Origin of the sequence: Mycobacterium kyogaense, from assembly GCF_036946525.1 — a bacterium.
GTDB classification, from domain to species: Bacteria; Actinomycetota; Actinomycetes; order Mycobacteriales; family Mycobacteriaceae; genus Mycobacterium; species Mycobacterium kyogaense_A.
Genome location: NZ_JAQIIY010000032.1, coordinates 1 through 16272, shown reverse-complemented (window position 1 = coordinate 16272; position 16272 = coordinate 1). Strand labels below are relative to the sequence as shown.

General features: G+C 70.2%; 14 protein-coding genes and 5 pseudogenes. 9 read left to right on the top strand and 10 right to left on the bottom strand.

Going from position 1 to position 16272, the window contains the following annotated elements; genetic code table 11:
- Nucleotides 1-39: 39 nt before the first annotated feature.
- A pseudogene (locus tag PGN37_RS23670) lies at nt 40-2934 on the top strand (arabinosyltransferase domain-containing protein); the annotation flags it as partial.
- 16 nt (nt 2935-2950) lie between these two features.
- Here PGN37_RS23670 and PGN37_RS23665 read toward each other — a convergent pair.
- A complete protein-coding gene (locus tag PGN37_RS23665; protein WP_335333425.1) occupies nt 2951-3193 on the bottom strand; it encodes a hypothetical protein in 243 nt (80 codons plus the stop codon).
- 41 nt (nt 3194-3234) lie between these two features.
- Between PGN37_RS23665 and PGN37_RS23660 the strand changes: the two genes are divergently transcribed.
- The 7 genes from PGN37_RS23660 to PGN37_RS23630 are packed head-to-tail and all read left to right on the top strand — an operon-like array spanning nt 3235 to nt 9028.
- Nucleotides 3235-4107 carry a 1,4-dihydroxy-2-naphthoate polyprenyltransferase gene (locus PGN37_RS23660; protein WP_335333424.1) on the top strand — a complete coding sequence of 291 codons (873 nt, stop codon included), beginning with the start codon at nt 3235-3237 and terminating at the stop codon, nt 4105-4107.
- Between the two features lie 43 nt (nt 4108-4150).
- Nucleotides 4151-5143, top strand: a complete 993-nt coding sequence (locus PGN37_RS23655) for an AAA family ATPase (RefSeq protein ID WP_335333423.1) — start codon at nt 4151-4153, stop codon at nt 5141-5143.
- Between the two features lie 11 nt (nt 5144-5154).
- The gene (locus tag PGN37_RS23650; protein WP_335333422.1) at nt 5155-6018 is read left to right on the top strand and encodes a DUF58 domain-containing protein; all 864 of its coding nucleotides are present in this window, start codon (nt 5155-5157) and stop codon (nt 6016-6018) included.
- Nucleotides 6008-6481: a hypothetical protein gene (locus PGN37_RS23645; protein ID WP_335333421.1), complete on the top strand. Its 474-nt coding sequence runs from the start codon at nt 6008-6010 to the stop codon at nt 6479-6481. The genes PGN37_RS23650 and PGN37_RS23645 overlap by 11 nt, the downstream gene beginning before the upstream one ends.
- A complete protein-coding gene (locus tag PGN37_RS23640; RefSeq protein WP_335333420.1) occupies nt 6472-7428 on the top strand; it encodes a hypothetical protein in 957 nt (318 codons plus the stop codon). Before PGN37_RS23645 ends, PGN37_RS23640 begins: the two co-directional genes overlap by 10 nt.
- The gene (locus PGN37_RS23635; protein WP_335333419.1) at nt 7425-8309 is read left to right on the top strand and encodes a VWA domain-containing protein; all 885 of its coding nucleotides are present in this window, start codon (nt 7425-7427) and stop codon (nt 8307-8309) included. The genes PGN37_RS23640 and PGN37_RS23635 overlap by 4 nt, the downstream gene beginning before the upstream one ends.
- A complete protein-coding gene (locus PGN37_RS23630; RefSeq protein WP_335333418.1) occupies nt 8306-9028 on the top strand; it encodes a hypothetical protein in 723 nt (240 codons plus the stop codon). The genes PGN37_RS23635 and PGN37_RS23630 overlap by 4 nt, the downstream gene beginning before the upstream one ends.
- Here PGN37_RS23630 and PGN37_RS23625 read toward each other — a convergent pair.
- The gene (locus PGN37_RS23625) at nt 9025-9432 is read right to left on the bottom strand and encodes an ester cyclase (protein ID WP_335333417.1); all 408 of its coding nucleotides are present in this window, start codon (nt 9430-9432) and stop codon (nt 9025-9027) included. The genes PGN37_RS23630 and PGN37_RS23625 overlap by 4 nt on opposite strands.
- A 60-nt stretch (nt 9433-9492) precedes the next feature.
- Nucleotides 9493-9810 (bottom strand): DUF4229 domain-containing protein, encoded by a 318-nt coding sequence (locus PGN37_RS23620; RefSeq protein WP_335333416.1) that lies wholly within the window; start codon nt 9808-9810, stop codon nt 9493-9495.
- 49 nt (nt 9811-9859) lie between these two features.
- Between PGN37_RS23620 and PGN37_RS23615 the strand changes: the two genes are divergently transcribed.
- Complete coding sequence (locus tag PGN37_RS23615) at nt 9860-10024, top strand: hypothetical protein (RefSeq protein ID WP_335333415.1); 165 nt, start codon at nt 9860-9862, stop codon at nt 10022-10024.
- 4 nt (nt 10025-10028) lie between these two features.
- On the opposite strand, the gene PGN37_RS23610 is transcribed toward PGN37_RS23615, so the two are convergent.
- The 7 genes and pseudogenes from PGN37_RS23610 to PGN37_RS23580 all read right to left on the bottom strand — a co-directional run.
- Nucleotides 10029-11090 (bottom strand): MinD/ParA family ATP-binding protein, encoded by a 1062-nt coding sequence (locus PGN37_RS23610; RefSeq protein ID WP_335333494.1) that lies wholly within the window; start codon nt 11088-11090, stop codon nt 10029-10031.
- A gap of 71 nt (nt 11091-11161) precedes the next feature.
- Nucleotides 11162-12133, bottom strand: a complete 972-nt coding sequence (gene ccsB / locus PGN37_RS23605; protein WP_335333414.1) for a c-type cytochrome biogenesis protein CcsB — start codon at nt 12131-12133, stop codon at nt 11162-11164.
- Nucleotides 12130-13696 (bottom strand): annotated as a pseudogene (gene resB, locus PGN37_RS23600) (cytochrome c biogenesis protein ResB). Before resB ends, ccsB begins: the two are co-directional and overlap by 4 nt.
- Before the next feature lie 110 nt (nt 13697-13806).
- Nucleotides 13807-14583 carry a cytochrome c biogenesis CcdA family protein gene (locus tag PGN37_RS23595; RefSeq protein ID WP_335333413.1) on the bottom strand — a complete coding sequence of 259 codons (777 nt, stop codon included), beginning with the start codon at nt 14581-14583 and terminating at the stop codon, nt 13807-13809.
- Nucleotides 14580-15138, bottom strand: a pseudogene (locus PGN37_RS23590) (TlpA disulfide reductase family protein). The gene PGN37_RS23595 and the pseudogene PGN37_RS23590 overlap by 4 nt, the downstream one beginning before the upstream one ends.
- 20 nt (nt 15139-15158) lie before the next feature.
- A pseudogene (locus PGN37_RS23585) lies at nt 15159-15763 on the bottom strand (histidine phosphatase family protein).
- 3 nt (nt 15764-15766) lie between these two features.
- Nucleotides 15767-16272: pseudogene (locus tag PGN37_RS23580) on the bottom strand (aminotransferase class III-fold pyridoxal phosphate-dependent enzyme); the annotation flags it as partial.

Genomic DNA, 16272 nt, shown 5'->3' with positions numbered 1-16272 from the left:
GGGACGAACGCCGCAACCGTGCAGGCTGACCGCAACGCTATGCGACCCCACATGTCGAGACCCCGGACCTGGATCGCCCTCATCGTCGGCATCGCCGGGGTGGTGAGCGCCCTCGCTCTGCCGTTCGCACCCGTCGTCGCGCAGACCACGACGCTGGCCTGGCCCGCCCCGGGCAGGCCGGCGGTGTCGAGCACCGTGCTGACCGCGCCCTACCGTCCGCTGTACCTCACGGCTTCGCTGCCGTGTCCGGTGTTGCGCGCGGCTGTTGAACAGCCGGCACCGGTCACCGTCCTCGGCACAGGTGACGGCGGGCTCATGGTGACCGGTAGCCCCGGCGGCGTCCTGCTGCGGGCCGGCGACCGGACCGAGACGATTCCGGTTCCTCCGGCACCGGTGGACTGCCGGGTCAGCGTCGAGGCGGGACCGTCGGGGATCTCGGTGCTCCACGCCGACGGGCGCGTCACCTACCTTGCCGACCAGCCGGTACCGGAGGTGTTCGAACTGCGCACCGACCTCGACCCGACCCGCACGCTCGGACTGTCGGTGACCGCTGTGATCGGGGGCCCGTTCGGCACGACGCCGACGACGGCCAAGGCGGTGCTCGTCGCCGTGCAGCTGCTGTGCGCCGCTGCCGCGCTGGTGCTGCTGCTGCGCGGCCCTGTCCGGCGGCCGCGCCTTCGGCCGAGCCGGCTGTGGTGGATCGACGCCGCGGTGATCGCGACCCTGTGCGGGTGGGCCGTCATCGGGCCGCTCGCCGTCGACGACGGCTGGGCCACAACGATCGCCCGGACCATCACCGCGACCGGAGACCCCGGCAACTACTACCGCTGGTGGAACGCAGCCGAAGTCCCGTTCGCGCTCAGCGAGGAATTGCTCGCCCCGCTGACCCGGATCAGCCTCGCCCCACTGTGGCTGCGCGTCCCCAGCACCCTCCTGGCGATCGCCACGTGGTTCGTGCTCAGTCGCGGCGTACTCGGCGCGGCCCTGCCGCGTCACACCGGCCGCGTGCGGCTGCTCGCCGCGCTCTGCCTGCTCGTCACCTGGCTGCCGTTCAACCTCGGCACACGCCCGGAATCCTTCGTGGCGCTCGGCGTCACCGCGGCGCTCGCGCTGGCCTGGCGCACCCGCGGACCGGCCGGGCTCGGCCTGCTGGCGCTCGTCGTCGCGCTGACCGTCCCGATCAGCCCCACCGGCGTGCTCGTCGCCGCCCCGATCCTGGTCTTCGCCGACCGACTACGGGCCGCCGCGCACGCGCCCAGCCGACTGCAGCTCGCGGCCGTCCTCGTATCGGTGTGCAGCGTCGGCGCCGTGGCTCTCACCGTGATCTTCGCCGACCAGACCTGGGACGCGCTCGTCACAGCCACGCACTGGCACAACACATTCGGGCCGTCACTGCCGTGGTACGAGGAGCCGACGCGCTACCGCTATCTCCTGCAGGACGACCAGCAGGGCAGCATGGCCAAGCGGCTGCCCATCCTGGTCATGATCGCGCTGCTGCCGATCGCCGCGACGGCGGGTCTGCTGCGCCGGGACCGCGTGGGTGCGGCCGCGCTGCGCCTGGCGGCGGTCGTGGTGGTCATTCTGGCGTTGTTCGCGACCGGCCCGTCCAAGTGGTCGTACCACTTCGGGGCCGGCGCCGGGATGTTCGCCGCGTTCCTCACGGTGACGACCGTGCTGGTGGCGCGACGGGCCCGCATCGCCGACCGCGTGCTCGCCGGCGCCGGTGCGGTCGGCGCCGCGCTGCTGGCCGCGGCGACGGCGCTGGCTTTCGCCGGCCCATCCGCGTGGTGGCTGCCCGCGCTCTACGACGTGCCGTGGGCGTCGTCACCGATACGCCCCGCGGGCGTGCCGCTGGACAACCCCATGCTGTGGGCCGCGCTCCTCGCGGCGGGCGCGGTGACGCTTTTCGTCTTCCCCCGCGCGCGGCCCGCAGCCCTGCTTGCCGCGGCGCCGGCGGTACTCACCCTCGTGTCGTTCGGCACCGTGGTGGTGCTGCTCCTCGGCTCCTTCGCTGCCGCTCCCCTGCGACGTCCGGCGGGGTCGCTGGCCATGGTCAACCTGCACCGGCTCGCCTCGACGCGCGTGTGCGGACTGGCCGACGACATCGAGCTGTTGCCGGACGGCGAAGTGTTGACGGCAGCCGAATCAGGCTCTCGCTCCGACGGTTTCGTCGCCGGCGGGGGCTACGTTCCCGGCGCACCGCCACCGGATCAGCCAGGAACAGGTACGTCGACCTACCTGTGGGGCAGCCGCACGCCGGGTCCGTCAGCCACGGGTGCGATCACCACCGAGTGGTTCTCCTTGCCGTCGCTGGCCCCGAATCTCGGTGTGGCTCTGTCGGTGTCAGGACGAACCTCGGGCGGCAATTCGTTGAGCCTGGAGTTCGGGCGGGCCGACGGCAGCGCTGTCGTGGTCCTGGGCAGCAGCTCACCGGTCGACCGGCCCGCCTCCGACGAAGTGGCGACGCAACCGCTGTGGCGTTCGATCGGCGTCGACGCCGCCGAGGTGCCTGCAGGCGCGGACCGGGTCCGCGTGAACGCGGTGGACGGCCGGACCGACGAGCAGGGCTGGCTGGCGTTCACCGGGCCGCGGCTGCGCTCGACGATCCCGCTCACCGCGTTCCTGGCCGCCAACGGTCCGGTTCTGATCAGCTGGCCGCAGTCCTTCCTGTTCCCCTGTGTGCACAACATCGCGCAGGTCTCCGGCGGTCTGGCCGAGACGCCCCGAACGGTGATCGAGTCTCCACGCCCGTGGCTCACCGAAGATCGTGACCCCGCCGTGGGCGGGACGTTCGCCGGTCTGACCGGGTCCACGGTGCTGGGCGAGATCCCGAGCCGGGTGATCGGACACCCCGACCTCGATTGGGGCACGGTGCGCGTCGTCGACACCCGCTTCGAACGAGACTCGTATGCGCGCAGCACAACTCGCGCAACCGTCTGGGGTATCGGCGCTACCGCACGCCGTCGTCGTCGCTCTCGTCGTATGTGTCGCTGTCCAGGTGGTGCTGCGCGGCGCGGCGCGCACCGTCACGGATCTCGAAGACGTCCGTGGCGAAACCGCCGATCGCGTTGGCCACATCACGGACCGCGGTGGTGATGATCGAGGCGACGTCGCCGACTGCCGTGGCACCCGCACCGACGATCTCCTGCACCACGTCCTTGCGGATCTCGCCCTTGCTGAGTCGGTCGTCCATGCGCTCAGTCTGCCACGGCCCGCACCTGCAAGACTGACCTCGTGGCGACATTCGGGCAGTGGGTGGAAGGGGCACGTCCGCGGACGCTGCCCAACGCCGTCGCACCCGTGATCGCCGGTACCGGCGCGGCCGCATGGCTCGGTGCGGCATCGTGGTGGAAAGCGTTGCTGGCGTTGCTCGTCGCGGTCGGGATGATCGTCGGGGTCAACTACGCCAACGACTACTCCGACGGCATCCGCGGCACCGACGACGTGCGGGCGGGCCCGCTGCGGCTGGTCGGTTCGAAGCTCGCGGCACCGCGCGCGGTCCTGGTCGCCGCCATGGTGAGCCTCGCCGTGGGCGCGATCGCCGGGCTGGTGCTGGCATGGTTCTCCGCGCCGTGGCTGATCGCGGTCGGAGCGGTCTGCATCGCCGGCGCGTGGCTCTACACGGGAGGCTCCAAGCCCTACGGATATCTCGGTTTCGGTGAGATCGCGGTGTTCGTGTTCTTCGGACTGGTCGCCGTCCTGGGCACCCAGTTCACGCAGGCGCTGCGGATCGACTGGGTGGGCGCCGCAGCGGCCGTCGCGATGGGATGCCTGTCGTCGGCGGTGCTGGTCGCCAACAACCTGCGTGACATCCCGACGGACTCACAGACCGGCAAGATCACCCTGGCGGTCCGCCTCGGCGACGCCCGGACGCGCGTGCTGTACCAGGCGCTGCTGATCGTCTGGACCCTGCTCACGCTGGTGCTGTGCGTCATCGCGACGCCGGCGTGCGCGGCCGGGTTCCTCGCGACGCCGTTGGCCGTGCGCGCCGCCCGACCGGTGCGTGCCGGATTGGGCGGCCGAGACCTGATCCCCGTGCTGCGCGACACCGGCCTCACGATGCTGGTGTGGGCGATCGTGGTGGCCGCGGCGCTGGCCTTCGGCTGACGGCTCGGTTTGCCGGTCCGACGGCCGTGGTACACACGGCGCAATGACTGCTGCCCCCGTTTCGCGTGACTCCGCCGAGGCCCCGCGAGTCGTGGCCGCGCTGTCGGCGGCGTTCTCGGCGAAGGTGGTCGGCCAGGAGCATCTGCGGGAATCCCTGCTGATCGGCTTGCTCACCGGTGGCCACGTGCTGCTCGAGAGCGTGCCCGGGCTGGCCAAGACGACGGCCGCGCGCGTGATCGCCGAATCCATCGACGGGCAGTTCCACCGCATCCAGTGCACCCCCGACCTGCTGCCCAGCGACATCATCGGCACCCAGATCTACGACGCATCCACGGCTTCGTTCGTCACCCAGCTCGGTCCCGTCCACGCCAACGTGGTGCTGCTCGACGAGATCAACCGCTCCAGCGCCAAGACCCAGAGTGCGATGCTCGAGGCGATGGAGGAGCGCCAGACCACCATCGCCGGAACCGTGTATCCGATCGACGACCCGTTCCTCGTCATCGCCACCCAGAATCCGGTCGACCAGGAAGGCACCTACGCGCTCTCGGAGGCGCAGACCGACCGGTTCCTGATCAAGGAGATCGTCCGCTACCCCTCGCCCGAAGAAGAGGTCGAGGTGCTGATCCGCCGCGACACCGGGCTCTACGACCGCGGGCATCACACCCGTCCCGTCGCCACCCTCGACGACATCCGGCATGTCCAGCGCGTCACCGGCGAGGTGTACCTCAGCCGGGAGCTCATGCTCTACGCGAGCCGCCTTGTGGGCGTCACCCGCGACGCCGAGAAGTACCTGCCCTCACATGTGGCGCGCGTCGTCGAATACGGCGCGAGCCCGCGCGCCACCATCGCGCTGTGCACCGCGGCGCGCGCGTTGGCGCTGCTGTCCGGCCGCACCCACGTGCTACCCGGCGACATCGCCGACCTGGCGCACCGCGTCCTGCAGCACCGGCTGATCCTCAGCTTCGAAGCCGCCAGCACGGGCGTCACGCCGGGCCGAGTGATCGACGCGGCGCTGGCCGCGGTGCGGGTGCCCTAGCGGGGGCGGCGGTGGGCAAGTACCTGGGCAGGGTCCGGTCGCTGTTCGGCGGCGACACCCGCGGCATGCTGGACGGCGGCAGGCACGCGCTGCTCCACACGCGCACCCTGGAATTCGACGAACTGCGGCCCTACGTTCCGGGCGACGACGTCCGGGACATCGACTGGAAGGCGTCTGCGCGCTCGGGCGACGTCCTGATCAAACGGTTCGTCTCCGAGAAACACCACAAGGTGCTTCTGGTGGCCGACACGGGCCGGGACATGACCGCCCGCACCCCGAGTGGTGAGGCCAAGAGCGACATCGCCGGCCTCGTCGCGGGCGCGATCGGGCTGATCACGCTGGGCCGCGCCGACGAGATCGGCATGGTGTTCGGCGACGCCCGCGGCAGCGTGAACATCCGGTCGCGGCGCGGCGAGACCCACATCGAGAGCATGCTCCATCGCTTCCACGACCTCGGTGGCGACCGCGCCGAGAGCGATATCGCGTGCCAATTGCAGTATGTGGCAACCCATTACCGACACCCGATGCTCATCGTCGTCGTCTCTGACGAGCCCGACGTCGACGATCGGCTGACCGATGTCGTACGCCGTCTGACCGCCCGCCACGACCTGCTCTGGGCCATGGTCGCCGACCGATCACCGACGGAGGTGGGGCGCAACGGCGGTTACGACGTGGGGACCGGCCGACCCGTCCTCGCGACGGCCGCCGCGGACCCTCGCGTGGTCGCGGCGTACGAACGAGCCGAACACCGCCGCCGGCAACGCCTTTCGCAGACGCTGGCCGAACACGGGATCGCCCACGCGACCATCTCGAGCAGCGGCGAGTTGCGGCAGCGCATCGCCGAGCTGACCAGGGTGCCCTCCCGTGCCGGATGATCTCCTGCGCTTCGTCAGCGGACCGCCGGGCTACTCGCTGTGGTGGCTGTGGCTGGGTGTGGCGTTGATCCTGGCCGTATTCGCCGGATACACAGCCATTGTCGTGTCGACGTTGCCGTCGCGGCGGCTACGCACGATGCCCGTGGTGCGGGACGCCCACGCCCGTCTGCTGCGCCGGCGCTTCGCCGGCCGCGCCCGCGCGATCCTCCGACAGCACCGGGCGGGCGAGCTCACCGACGTCGCCGCAAGTGCCGCGCTGAGCCGGACACTACGGAGCTTCCTGCACCAGGCCACCGGCCGGCGCGTCCAGTACATGCAGCTCAAAGACATTGCCGCGGGCGATCTCGCGGCGGCGGCGCCGGTCCTCGAAGCACTCGGAGACGCTCAGTTCAGCGCTGCCCCGACAGCCGACATCGACAAGCTCGGGGCTGACACCGAGGACGTGATCCGCTCATGGGTCTGACCTGGTGGGCCGTGCCCGTCATCGGGGCGGTCGCGTTGGTGCTCGTCGTCGCCGCCGCGCTGCTGCTACCGACCCCGAAAGCCGCGCAACGGCGGGAACCCCTGGCGCACACCGTCCGTCTCACGCGGCTACCGGAGTACCGGGCCGTGGTGCGACGTCAGACCAGGGCGACGGCGATCGCCGTGGCGCTGCTCGTCCTCCTGTTCGCGGCGGCGATTCTCGCGACCGCCCGACCGACCGCAGCGGTCGACGTCGGCACCGGGCCGCGCGACGACATCATGCTCTGTGTCGGTCAACCCGCCACCGACCCGGCGACCGGACAGTTCCTCGGGTACTTCGCGCGTCAGACGCTGACCTACGGCACCCAGCGCATCGGACTCACCTCCACCGACCGCCGACTCGTTCCCCTGACCCGCGACTACCAGTACGCCGCAGGCAGATTCGGCGACTACGCCGAAGCCGGCCGGGTGCAGGACACCCCGCTACTGGAATCCTTCACCGGCACAGTCGACTACGCCGATTACGCACCGACCGTCTCCGACGTCCTGTCGCTGTGCATGACGGGATTCCCCGGATTCGAGGAGCCGGGCGATACCCGCCGCTCCGTGATCTACCTCGGACCGGGATCGCTACGGGCGCCCGGCGATGACCGAGCGTCGTTGTTCACCGACGAGCAGGTGATCGACATGGCCCGCCGCGGTGACATCGAGATCAATGCCGTCGCCACGGCGGGCCACCAGACCGATGACCTCGCCGGCATCTCCCGTTCCAGCGGCGGCACATTCGTCCGGTTCGACGCGGCCACCCTCGACAGTGAGCTCGACACCATCCGCGCCGGCGCCCCCGGCGAGGCCGACCAGCGTCGTGATTCCCCGACCGTCGTGCTCGTCGTCGCTCTCGCGCTGGCCGGGCTGCTGGGCGTCGCCCTGATGGCGGTGCGGCGATGACCTTCGACCCGGTACTGCCGCCCCTGGTTGTGGCCGCAGTCGCCGCCGTGCTGGTGCTCCTGCGCGCGCTCTCGGCGTGGCCGGCGGTCAGGGCCGGCGGATGGGCGCCGCTGCGGTGGTTCGCCATGACACTGGCCGTCGCGCTGCTCCTGCTGGCTGCCGCGCGCCCGGCGAGCGGCATGCGCTCCGAGATGCGCACTGCCTCGTCCTCGCGGGGCGGCGAGAACATCTACCTCGTCGTCGACCGCTCCGCCGGTTCGGCCCTCCCGGCCATCCGCGACGACATCAGGGCCGTCATCGACACCCACCCCGACGCCCGGTTCGCGCTGATCTCGTTCGCTATCCGACCCGCTGTCGACTGGCCGCTGTCGGCGGACACCTGGAGTCTGCGTCCCGTCGTCGCCGCACTGGACCCGGTATCCGGTGACGGCGTCGACCAGGTCAACGCTGCCGCCGCGGCCACGGTGTTGCGCTATCAGCTGATCTCTGCGGCGCAGCAGTACCCCGGATCCGAGAGCCTGGTCTACTACTTCGGTTCGGGCGCACCGCAATCCACCGCTCCGCAGGGCCAGTTCGACGTCGGCCGGATCGAGGGCGGTCAGGTCTTCGGCTACGGCTCGGATCCGCTCGGCGAAGAGCGGCTGCGCGCAATCGGCGATCAACTCGGCGTGGGCGTATCGGTACGCGCGCCCGGTCAGCCGCTTCCGGCGACGGTCGAGCCCACGGACTCCCCACCGGCGGCGGGCGTGGCCGCGGAGCGACGCGACGAGTTCTACTGGCTCCTCACGCTCGTCGCCTCGGCCCTGCTGCTCGTCGAGATCGGCTGGTCGATCAGGGATCTGCGACGCGCCCGGTCGACGGCACGGGAGGTGCTCACGTGACCGGCGCCCCGCGTCCGGCGCGACTCCGGCGCCGACGTCGCCTGCTGCTGCTGTCAGCGCTGCCCGCTGCTCTCGCACTGGCGATCGCCGGTGCGCTGATCTCTGTGGTCCTCTCGGGACGGTCAGCGCAGGAGAACTACGCCTCCGGTGCCACCGGGGAGCTGGCCGACGACGTGGCGGTGCTGCAGAGGTTCGGCGTGATCCAACCGGCGAGCACCCACTCCGCCGCGGGCAGTCTCGCCGTCCTGCAGGACCGTCTCGCCGACGCCGACCACGAGTTCTCACAAGTGCTCGGCCTCACCGCCGCCGACCGATCGTGCCCGGCCCGGGTGAACCTCGAACTCGTGCGGGAACGCCAGGGCGACGTGGCCGCGTGGGAGGCACGACTCGACGATGCCCGTGAGCGCTATGCCAGCGCGCTTGCGGTCATCGACGCCGCCCCGCAGAACTGCTTCGGCGGCAACGACGATCCCGACACCGAGCGACGCGCGGTGCGCCAGGACGCCGCCGCGCGCATCGCGGCCAAACTGCAGAACCTGGGTGCCGTCGCACCCCCGGCACCACCTCCGCCTCCGCCGCCACCGGCCTCCGCGGCAGCACCGGCCTCACCGGGAGCCGGACCGCAGGAGGAGTCGCCGCAGACACGTCGTCTCGATCCCGGTCAGGGCGATCCCCTCGAGGCGCTGCAGCGGCTTCTCACCGACGCTGCTCCCCGCTAAGCCGGCGACGGCGCCGACCAGAACTCCACGATCTTGCCGTCGACCACCCGCAGGATGTCGTTTCCGGTGAAGCGGGCCGGTCCGGTCCGGGCAGCCCCGGTACTGATCCACCGGGCCGCGACCAGGTCACCATCGACGAGCGGACCGACATCGATGACGAACTGCAACTCGCGCAGCCGATTACGCGTGTCATCGACGATTGCCTGCAACTGATCGGGCCCATGGACGTCGTACGTGGGCCAGTGGCCCACGAAATCGTCGGACACCAACTCGCCGGCGACGATCGTGCCGGACCACAATTCCTTGACCCAACGCTGATACAGCGCCGAGACAGCACCCCGCGCGTCACCGTGTCCGGGTGTGCCCGGCTCCGGGTGACCAGATATGAGATCGCGCTCACTCATGCGACGCGGGTTACCCACCGCTTCCAGCGAGTATTCCGCGCAGAGTGTCCTCCCGAGGTGTCAGCTCGCCGCGGGTCCGGACGGGTCGTCGCCCCGCAGCCGGGCCTGCAGCCGCTCACGTTCGGTGCGGCGACGTTCGTCGAACACGGCGATGCTCTCGGTGGCTCGCCGACGCAGCGGAGCGAACAGCCAGATGCCCAGTGGCAGCGCGATCACGATCGCGAACATCAGCGCAACGACCACCGGGAAGTCACGCAGACCGATCAGCGCACCGATGCCGAGGATGACCGCGGTGACCACGACGACGAGAACGAGGCGGGCTGCCACGTACGCCGCCACGTCGAGCAGCAGGCGGGATCGGGGCCGTTCGTCAGACACGATCCGAGCCTACCGAGGGCGCGTATATTGACAGGAAGGAGGTTTCTTCGTGGCCTATTTGCTCCTGATTCTCGTGCTGGCCGCACTGGTCTACGTCGGTTGGCGGGTGGCCCGGATGTCCGGGCAGCGCTCGCGCACGCGGGTCATCGGACCCGACGACGATCCAGACTTCTTGCGGCGCATCACCCCCAGGGACGACAAACCGCGGTCCTGATCAGCTAACCGAGCGTCGCCTGCCGCGCGCCCGGGAAGCCTTGCGCCACAATGGCTGCCAATTCCAGCAATGCTTCCGACGTCGCCGGGCGTAACCGCTCGAGGTCGACTTCTGCGCCCTCTTCCAGATGCGGATCGAACGGCACCTGGCAGACCGCCCGGCACCGCCGCGTGAAGTGGTCGACGACCTTGTCGAGATCGACTTTCCTGTCGCTGCGCCGAGACCGTGGCCGCACGCCGTTGATGACGGCGATCGAGGTGCGCACCAGATCTTCTCGCCCGTGGGCGTCGAGCCAGTCCAGCGTCGCCGAGGCGCTGCGCGACCCGTCCACCGAACCGGAACTGATCACCACCAGCGCGTCGGCCTTGTCGAGCACGGCCGACATCGCCGAATGCAGCATCCCCGTGCCGCAGTCGGTGAGCACGACGCTGTAGAACCGCTCCAGCACGTCCAGCGTGCGACCGTAGTCCTCGGCGCTGAACGCCTCCGACACCGCCGGATCACTCTCCGATGCCAGCACTTCCAGGCGGCTCGCGCCCTGCGAGGTGTACTGCCGCACATCGCTGTAGGAGTCGATACCCTCGATGTCACGCAACAGGTGGCGCACCGTCGCTGCGGTTTCCAACGGCACCTTCTGGCTCAACGTGCCGCGGTCCGGATTCGCATCGACGGCGACCACCCGGTCACCTCGGGTGCTCGCGAACGTCGCACCCAGCGTCGCGGTGATCGTCGTCTTTCCCACGCCGCCCTTCTGCGACAGCATCGCGATCCGGTAGCAGCTGCGCAGCGGCGTCTGAACCTGCGCGACCAACTGCGCGTGCCGCTGCGCACTCGGGCTCTCCCCCGCGTCCACGAGACCACCCGAACCCCGGTACAGCCACTTGCGCCAGCCGGTCGTCGGACCCGTGCGCGCCTTGCCCAGCAGCGCGACCGTCGACAGGTCGAGGTACGGCGGCGGATCGGGGACGTCGGCCCTGGGCGGTTCGGCGGGAGCGTCGGCGAGGATCACCCTCGGCAGGCCCCGGGGTGGCGTCGGTGCCGTCCACTCCGCGGGCACCTCGGCCATCGGGTCGGAGAATCGGTGCTGCGCGCGAAAACTCCCCGGCGTATCCGTCACCACCCGATCTCTCCTCTTTCTCAGCCGACCCCGGCGTAGGAGTGCAGCCCGACCGTCACCAGGTTGATGAAGAACAGGTTGAACACCATCGCGACGAACCCGACGACGTTGATCCAGGCGGCCTTGCGATCCCGCCAGCCGGCCGTCGACCGTGCGTGCAGATACGCCGCGTAGACGACCCACGCGATGAACGACACCGTCTCCTTGGGGTCCCAGCCCCAGTAGCGACCCCACGCCTCTTCGGCCCAGATCGCACCGAAGATCACACCGAAGCCGAAGATCGGGAACGCGAAGATCGTGGTGCGGTAGGCGATGCGGTCGAGCGTCTGGGCGTCGGGCAGCCGCTCCACGATGCGACCCACCGCATCCGTGCGCCCGGCAGCCCCGAGGAAAGACATCTTCAGCAGGAACAGGATGCTCGCCACGCCGGCGACGAGGAACACCCCGGAGCCGAGGCTGACAACCGACACGTGGATGGGCAGCCAGTAGGACTGCAGCGCCGGCATTACGGGCGCGGCGTGGGAGTACAGCCACTTGCCCGACACCGTCAGCAGGATCAGCACCGGCACCAGCACGAACACCCACAGCGACCGGTAGTGAGGTTTACGCAGGACCACCGCACCCGCGACCAGACCGCAGAAGCTGGTCAGGTTGATGAACTCATACATGTTGCCCCACGGCACCCGCGCCGTGGACAGCCCGCGCAGCACGATGCAGGCCAGCAGCAACCCGATGCCGACGTACACCAGCGCCAGGCCCGCCGAGCCGATCCGCTCGTCGAACGGCCGCCGCGGCGCGTCGTACACGCGCCCGGGACCGTCACCAGCCACCGACCCGGCGGCCACGAGGTCGCGGTGCTCGACCCGGCGACCGCGGCTGTACGCCAGCTCGACGGCGAGCAGCAGCAGCGCGACCACGAGCACGACGATCGACGACGTGAACGCCCAGTCGGAGTAGCGGGCCAACCCGATGTCGATGTGGGTGCTGTTCATGCCCGATCCGCTTCCTTCTGTTTCGTGCTCGCCGTGCCGCCCTCCGCAGCCGAGAGCAGCTTCGCCGTGAGGCGCTCGAACTCGTCGCCCCAGCCCGAATTGTCGGTGCGCGCCAGCCCGCCGAGCTCGACGTTCACCGTACCCGCCGGTCCCGACGTCAGACGCACCCAGACGCGGCGGCGACGCACGACCAGCGAGACGATCAGCCCGCCCATCATCGTCATCGCGAACACCAGCACCCAGACCTGGGCGGGGTCATGGGAGACCTGCAGGTTGACGAACGGCACCGCGCCGTCGAAGCGCACCGTCGTGCCGTCGGGCAGCCGGGTGTCCTGGCCCGCGCTCAGGTTGACCCGCGCGACCTTGGTCAGCCGGCCCTGGTCGATCATGCGCGGGTCCAGCGAGAACAGCGACTGCGGCCGACCGGTGTCCAGCCCGGTGTCGCCCTTGTAGATGTCGACGGCGACCGCGGGATCGTTGAGCGCCGGGTACTTCGAGGACAGCAGCGTGCCGTCGAGCTGCTCGGTCGGAGCGAACAGACCCTGGATGGCGATCTGGTTCTTGCGCCGCTCCCGCTCGTCGGAATACGTCCCACCCGGCGGATCGAAACGCATCGCGCCCGAGGAGAGGAACGTGATCTGGTCCTCCGGCCGCCACTGCAGCGTCTGCGTGCGGGTCTGGCCGTCGGGGAACGTGACGCTGAACGTGGGTGCGTAGCCGTGACCCTGCAGGTAAACACGGTCACCGCCGACGCGTAGCGGCTCGTTGACCTTCAACAGATACGGCCGCCAGGTGCCCGACGACAGGTCCTCACCGGCCTGGTACTCGACGTCGGCGGCGAACGACGTGGCCTGCCCGTTGGGCATGTAGTCGGCCTTGAAGTCGTTGACGCGCATGCAAATCGGATACAGCGACGTACCGTCGACGGTGTTGCCCGCGCGGAACGAGTCGAACGCCGCGGGTGAGGCCGAGCAGAAGCCCGGGCCCCCGTCGGCGACCACGATGACGTTGCCCTCGTAGCTGAACAGCTTGCCGGCCGCGACCGCGACGAGCAGCCCCAGCAGCGAGAAGTGGAAGACGATGTTGCCGAACTCGCGCAGGTAGCCCTTCTCGGCCGAGATCTCCGTGCTCGATGTCGCCGCCGGAGCGGCTCCGGCGGCTCCGCCCTCCTTGCGGGTGAACCGCCGCCACCCCGACAGCTCCCGGTCCATGGCCTCGGCGACCCCGGTGACGTCCCCGTCCACCTGGGCGGTGTGGTGCTTGGGCAGCCGGCCCAGGTTGCGCGGCGCCGCCACGGGGGTCGGCCCGCAGACTCCGCAGGTGCTCGCCCAGTCGCGGCGTCAGACAGCCCACCAGCGAGACGAACAGCAGCACATAGATCGCGGTGAACCAGAAGCTGGAGAACACGTCGAAGGCCTGCACACGGTCGAGCCACGGCCCGATCGTCGGGTGCTCGGCGAGGTACTCGGCGACCTTGGTCTCGTTGAGGCTGCGCTGCGGCAGCAACGCCCCCGGGATCGCGGCGAGCGCGAGCAGGAACAGCAGCACCAGCGCGGTGCCCATGGACGTCAGCGTCCGCCACGTGTTGCGGATCAGCGCCAGCAGACGCGAACTCGACCTCTGAGGGCCCCGATCGCTCGACTGTGTGTCTGCTCGCGCAGAGGAAGTGACCATCAGATCGGGAGCCTCACGTCGCTGACGAACGCGTCGCGGACCCAGGACACGAACTCGCCCCACAGCCCCGTGACCAGCGCGATGCCCACCAGGATCAGCAGCACGCCTCCGAAGATCTGGATGGCGCGGGTGTGGCGGCGCAGCCAGCCCAGCCCGCTGACCGCGCGGGCCGAACCGAACGCCAGCAGCACGAACGGAATCCCGAGCCCCAGGCAGTAAGCGATCACCAGCACCACGCCGCGAGCGACATTGCTGCCCTCGGTCGCCGAGGCCACCGCGATCACACCGGTCAGCGTCGGCCCCAGGCACGGCGTCCACCCCAGCGCGAACACCGCACCCAGCAGCGGAGCGCCGCCCAGCGTGGAGATCTGGCGTGGGGTGAACCGGGTGTCCCGCTGCAGCGCGGGCACCAAGCCGACGAACACGAGCCCCATCACGATCGTGACGACCCCGCCGAGGCGTTGCAGCAGCACCTCGTTGGTGATCAACGTGGTCGTCATCCCCAGCACCGCGACGGTGCCCAGAAGGAACACCGCGGTGAACCCGGCGACGAACAACGCCGCCGCGCCGGCGACCCGCAGACGAGCCCCGCGCACCTTCACCGCGGAACCTGAGGCAGGCGAGTCCTCGACGCCGACGACAGCGGCCAGGTAGGACACGTAACCCGGGACCAGCGGCACCACACATGGCGAGGCGAAGGACACCACGCCGGCCAGCACGCTGACCGCGATGGCGATCAGAAGCGGCCCGCTGGAGGCGATCTCGGCGACGTTCACGTCTCGGCCGCCAACCGCTCGACGACCGGCTGCAGATCGCCGGCCAGCAGCTCCCGCAGGAACACCGCGGCGACCCGGTGCTGCCGGTCGAGCACCACCGTCGACGGGATCACCGTGGTCGGGTAGCGCCCACCGAAGGCGATCAGGGTGCGCATCGCGGGGTCGTAGATGGACGGAAACGTCACACCGCGGTCGACGACGAAATCGCGCGCCGCGTCGATGTTGTTGTCGCGCACGTCGATTCCGAGGAACGCGACACCGCGGTCCTTCGTCGCCAGGTACACCTTCTCGAGCTCGGTGATCTCGGTACGGCACGGCCCGCACCACTGACCCCAGACGTTGAGTACGACGACCTTGCCATCGAAGTCGCTCAGCGACAACGTCTTACCGGTGTCCATCAGGTCCGGGCCCGACACCGGACCGGGTTGTGCCACGCTCGGCCGGCGGATCGTAGAAGATGTCGGTCTTGCCGCCGGGAGCGACGAACTCGAAGCTGCCCCCCTGCGCGACGGCGTCGCTGCCGGTCGAGCATCCCGCGAGCACGACCGCCGCCATCAGCAGGGCAACCAGGCGCTTCACTGACCGGCCAGCTCCGCGTACCCCCAGCCCACGCAGGCATCGTCGTGGAAGTAGAACGACGTCACTGACGCGAGGTTGCACATCCGCCGGGTCGGGAAATGGTGCAGCGCTTTGTCGGTCATCGCGCGGCGCAGCGTCTCGACAGGCAGTTGGTGGCTGACGCACACGGCCTCGTGACCGACCGCCGCGTCCTTCGCGCGGCGCATCGCCCTGGTCATCCGCGCAGCGATCTCCGTGTACGGCTCTCCCCACGACGGGGTGCGCGGATTGCGCAGGTTGCCACCAGTTACGGGGATCGCGCAGCGCGCCGTCGCCGGGAGAGACCTTCTGGCCCTGGAACACGTTGGCCGACTCGATCAGCTCCTCGTCGGTGCCGACGGGCAGGCCGTGCTCGGCGGCGATCGGCGCGGCGGTCTCCTGCGCCCGCTCCAGCGGAGACGCGACCACATGGGTGATGTCGCGGGGTGGCGAGCCACTCGGCGACCCGCTGCGCCTGTGCACGGCCCCGCTCGGAGAGGTGGTAGTCGGGCAGCCGGCCGTAGAGGATCTTCTCCGGATTGTGTACCTCGCCGTGGCGCATCACGTGAACGACGGTCTTCATCACGGGCGACTCGCCTGAGCTGCGGCGCGGGGCCGCCACGGGCAGCGCCTTCTCGATCGCTTCGAAGGCGTCGTCGTCGAGAGCCGTTGAGACGAACCAGCATTCGAAGGCGCTGGGCGGCGGGTACACGCCCGCGTCGAGCAGCGCGTGGAAGAACGCCGGGAACCGCCACGTCTCGGTGGCTTTCGCCGACGCGAAGTCGGTCACCGGATCGGCGGCGCCGAAGAACACGCTGAACATGTTGCCGGCGCGCGGAATCTGGTGCGCGAGGCCGATTTCGGTCAACGCGGCGCCGATGAGACCGATGAGACGGTCGGCGTTTGCGTCGAGCGTGGCGTAGACGGCGTCGTCGGCGGCGCGCAGCGTGGCCAGCCCCGCAGCCATCGCGACCGGGTTCCCCGACAGCGTGCCCGCCTGATACACCGGACCGAGCGGGGCGAGCCGACCCATGACCTCGGCGCGGCCGCCGAACGCCGCCGCGGGGCAACCCGCCGCTCATCACCTTGCCG